This window comes from Candidatus Aminicenantes bacterium, from assembly GCA_026393795.1.
Lineage (GTDB): Bacteria > Acidobacteriota > Aminicenantia > UBA2199 > UBA2199 > UBA2199.
In genome coordinates, this window is the sequence record JAPKZL010000304.1 from 1 (window position 1) to 3,904 (window position 3,904).

At 60.8% G+C, this 3,904-nt stretch carries 6 protein-coding genes; all 6 read right to left on the reverse strand.

What is annotated here, in order from left to right:
- Positions 1-427, reverse strand: a 427-nt coding sequence (locus NTW95_14865; protein ID MCX6558689.1) for a hypothetical protein, incomplete at its 3' end; no start/stop codon positions are given.
- Entirely contained in the window at positions 424-1,143 is a 720-nt protein-coding gene (locus NTW95_14870) for a hypothetical protein (protein MCX6558690.1), read from the reverse strand. The genes NTW95_14870 and NTW95_14865, both read right to left, overlap by 4 nt.
- Positions 1,100-1,603 (reverse strand): DUF5683 domain-containing protein, encoded by a 504-nt coding sequence (locus NTW95_14875; protein ID MCX6558691.1) that lies wholly within the window; start codon positions 1,601-1,603, stop codon positions 1,100-1,102. The genes NTW95_14870 and NTW95_14875 overlap by 44 nt, the downstream gene beginning before the upstream one ends.
- Positions 1,604-1,734: 131 nt before the next feature.
- A complete protein-coding gene (locus tag NTW95_14880; GenBank protein ID MCX6558692.1) occupies positions 1,735-2,976 on the reverse strand; it encodes a MiaB/RimO family radical SAM methylthiotransferase in 1,242 nt (413 codons plus the stop codon).
- Complete coding sequence (gene purE, locus NTW95_14885; GenBank protein ID MCX6558693.1) at positions 2,973-3,476, reverse strand: 5-(carboxyamino)imidazole ribonucleotide mutase; 504 nt, start codon at positions 3,474-3,476, stop codon at positions 2,973-2,975. The genes NTW95_14880 and purE overlap by 4 nt, the downstream gene beginning before the upstream one ends.
- On the reverse strand, positions 3,473-3,904 hold a 432-nt coding region (locus tag NTW95_14890), incomplete at its 5' end, for a phosphoribosylamine--glycine ligase (protein MCX6558694.1). The genes NTW95_14890 and purE, both read right to left, overlap by 4 nt.

Here is a 3,904-nt window from a genome sequence, read left to right on the forward strand (position 1 = left end):
TCAACGCCTCGTAATCGCGGAACGTCATCGGCCTGGCCGGGGCGTCAACTGCCGGCGCGGCGCCGGCAGTCGTCCCCTTTTTCTGCGTGGCCAGGGTCCAGGATTGGATGCTGTCCTTGAAGCTGGTGAACGTCAGGCTCAGGTTTTCCAGGTTGATATCCAGCATGTCGGCCGTGGTGCTCTCCTTGCCCACCTGCACGCGGCAATCGCGGCTGAGCCGGGCGGCGCGGTTGGCCATGTCGATTTCGATCGCGGCCGCGGTGATGGAAAATTCCTTGGCCTTGACAACGATGTTCCCCAGGCCGTAGACGTAATTGAAATCAAAGCTGTACAGCAGGTAATCGCCCTTTATCTCCAGCAGGTCCTTGGCCTGGAGGCAGGAGCCCAGGAGCAGGGCCGCCAGCAGGAATGAGGCGAGCTTGTTCATTGAAATTTCAGCTTGTATATTTTCCCCACCTGGTCGCCGCACCAGATATAGCCTTGCGAATAGGCCAATCCGGCGGCGGAACGCGAGGGCGGCAGGTAGACGTTCACCGCGGCACCGCTGTCATCAAGGCGGAAGATCTTGTTTTGCGTGGCGTCGATGGTCCACAGGTTGCCGCCGCCGGAAGCTAGGCCGCTGATGGCGAAGCCCGGCTGGTTGATCGTGCGCTCGATCGTGCCGCTGTCCGGATTGACCACCAGGATGGTATTGGACATCGTGTCGGCGACGTACAGGCGCTCGGCCGCGTAATCCAAGCAGCCGACGTTTCCGCGCAGCAGGTTGAGCGCCTTGATCTGCGCCCCGTTGACGATATTGACCTGCACCACCTGGTTGGAATTCTTTATGCCCAGCCAGAGATCGTTGCCGTCGTAGGCGATGCCGCTGACCGGCTGCGAGAAATCAAGCTCGCGGATCAGGGCCCCGGAGTTGTAGTTCAGGGCCAGGATGCGCGATTGCGCATCGACCACCCATAGGACGTCACCGCTGAAGGTGAGGTCCACAGGCACGATGTTGGCGGCCGGCAGCGTGGCCAGGATTTCGTACGCCCGGGTCTCGGCCTCCGGGTCGAGCGGGTTGTCAAAAAGCCGGTCGTCGCACCCGGCCAGGGCCAACAGGCTAAAAATGCAGGCGCAGGCCAGCGCCGATCTCTTTGTTTTCATGGCGGTAATAGGGCTGAAAACCGATGGCAGTTTTCCGGCCGTACTTTTTCTTGGCATAAATCAGGATATCAACCATGTTCAGCACCCAGACCCCGGCCGCGGCTAGGATGGCGGTGTTGCGCCGCTTGTCGTACTTTTCCGTCTGGGCGCGGAATTCATTCACCGCCGCCGCATCGCCAGCGTCACGGTAGTTCCGGTAAGCATCGTTGCCCTTGCCCATCAGGATCAGCACCTGCGCCAGACAGAATATTTCCGCTCCGCCGAAGAGGGCGGCCTTCAGGTACTGCTTCTCCCCCAACTGTCCGAGCCCGGGGAAGATCAGCGACCTTTCCAGCGCCTTGCGCAGCGGGCTTTTCCCCGGCGCCGGCGGCGTACCGATCGGCGCTACGCCCTGGGCGGGAAGCATGAGTCGCATGGCCAGCAGCAATGCCGGCACGCACGTCCATTTTTTCCCGGTCAATCTCACCTCCGAAAAACCCGCGCGCCATCGGCAAAAAGCGGCGCGCTCGTTGCGGATTATAGCGTATCGTCGGCATGTCGGCAACCCGTCCGTCCGCTTCGCCGGGGCGTTGATGGAACGGCTCCCCCCGGCTAAACGATTTCCCCTTCGCAGAGGTTGGCGTTCACCACCCGCCCGATGCGTACCGCCAGTTTCCTTTTCTTGTAGCCGCGCACCGGCGGGATGCGCACCGAAAGAAAATTGCCGGTGATGACCATGGAATAGTTGGGGTTTTCCTCGATCAGGATGCCGGGCAGGACCTTGCCGCGGAAGCGCTCGCGGTAGGCCAGTTTCAGTTCATTGTTCAATTCCTGAAGCTCGCGCGTCCGGGCGCGCACCATTTCCGGAGGCAGGGTTTCAAGCAACGCGGCCTTGGTCCCGGGCCGGGACGAGAAGGGGAAGATATGCAGGTAGTTCAACGGGGACGACTGGATGAAGTCCATGGTATCGCGGAATTCCCTTTCGTTTTCGCCGGGAAAAGCGGTGATGATGTCGGCCCCCAGGTTGGCGTCAGGGAAAAACTTGCGGAACTGGGCCAGGATCTTGTGATACTCGGCGCTCTTGCCGCCACGGTTCATGCGCCGGATGACCGCGTCGCTGCCGCTTTGCAGGGAAAAATGAAAGCTATCGGCGATCTTGGCGACACCCCGCAACTCCTTGACGAATTGATACTTGATGAAGCGCGGGTCCAGCGAACTCAAGCGGATGACCTCCACCCCCGGCAGCGGATCGATTGCCGCAAGCAACTCGAGCAGCGTTTCGCGGGGAAATAGGTCGTAGCCGTAGGCCGAGAGGTTGATGCCGGTCAGCACCACCTCCTGGTAGCCCAGGGCGGCGTAATGCGTCACCCTGGCCACGACCTCTTTTTTCGTCAGGCTGCGGGCGCTGCCGCGCAGGAAGGGCACCAGGCAGAATGAACAGCGGAAATTGCAGCCGTCCTGGACTTTCAGGAAAATCCGCGACTTGAACGAGGAGTGGTAGATCACGCGGCCGGTGGCCGGAAATAGTTCGCGCACGGTCCCGACCAGGTTCTTTTTTTCGTTGTTGTCCAAAAAAATATACTGGTTGTACCTGCTGCTTAAAAGGGACTTGTCCTGGGCAACGGTGCAGCCGACGATGAACCACTTGGCGTTGGTGTTGCGGTAAGCCTTGCCGATGAAGCGCAAGACGTCCTTCTCGGCCTTGGCGGTGACGCTGCAGGTGTTCAAAATGCCGAAATCGGCCTCGGCTGGGTTGGTGGTCAATTCATAGCCGAGCTTTTCCAGCTCGATGATCCATTCCTGAACCTCGGCCTGGTTGCTGCGGCAGCCGAAATAATCGACGACGAACTTCATTCCCTGGCTAGTTTGTCCTTCAATTTCCGGCTTTTTTCCAGCACTTTCTCGCGCTGCTCACCACGGTAGGCGCGCAGTTTTTCCGCGAGAACAGGGTCAACGAGCGCCAGCATGGCCACGGCGAAAAGGGCGGCGTTGGTCGCACCGGCCGCGCCGATGCCAAAGGTGGCCACCGGCACGCCGGCAGGCATTTGCACCATTGAAAGCAGCGAATCGAGCCCCGAAAGCGGAGAGGCGATGGGCACGCCCAGGACCGGGATCAGGGTGTGGGCGGCCACGACCCCGGGGAGATGGGCTGCCCCGCCGGCCGCGGCGATGATCACGCCGACCCCGGCGGTCTCAAATTCCCGGACCAGCTCCAGGGTGCGCTCCGGGGTGCGGTGGGCCGAGCTGATCTCGATTTCCAAATGGACGCCGAACTGGCGCAGCAGGGCGACGCCGTTTTCGATTGACGGATAATCGGAGTCGCTGCCCAGAATGAAGGCGACTTTGGCTTTCATCTGCGGCTCCAGCCGATGTCGCGGCGGAAGGTCATGTCATCAAAGGCGATGAACGAAATGCCGTTGTAGATCTTATCCATGGTCTCCTTCAGGGTTGGAGCGCTGGCACAGATATTGAGCACCCGGCCGCCGGCGGTGACCAGGCTGTTCTTGATCAGGGCCGTGCCGGCATGGAACACTTCCAGGCCCTGGACCTTGGCCCTTTCCAGGCCTTGGATCTTCTGCCCCTTGCCGTACTTGTCGGGATAGCCCTTGGCCGCGAGCACCACGCAACCGGAGACGTTCTTGTCCCAGTCGACGTTGATGTCAAAAAGGTTTTCGTCGGCCGATCCTTCCAAGATATCGACCAGGTCGCTTTTCAGGCGCATAAGCACGACCTGGGTCTCGGGGTCGCCGAAGCGGGCATTGAACTCGAGAACCTTGGGCCC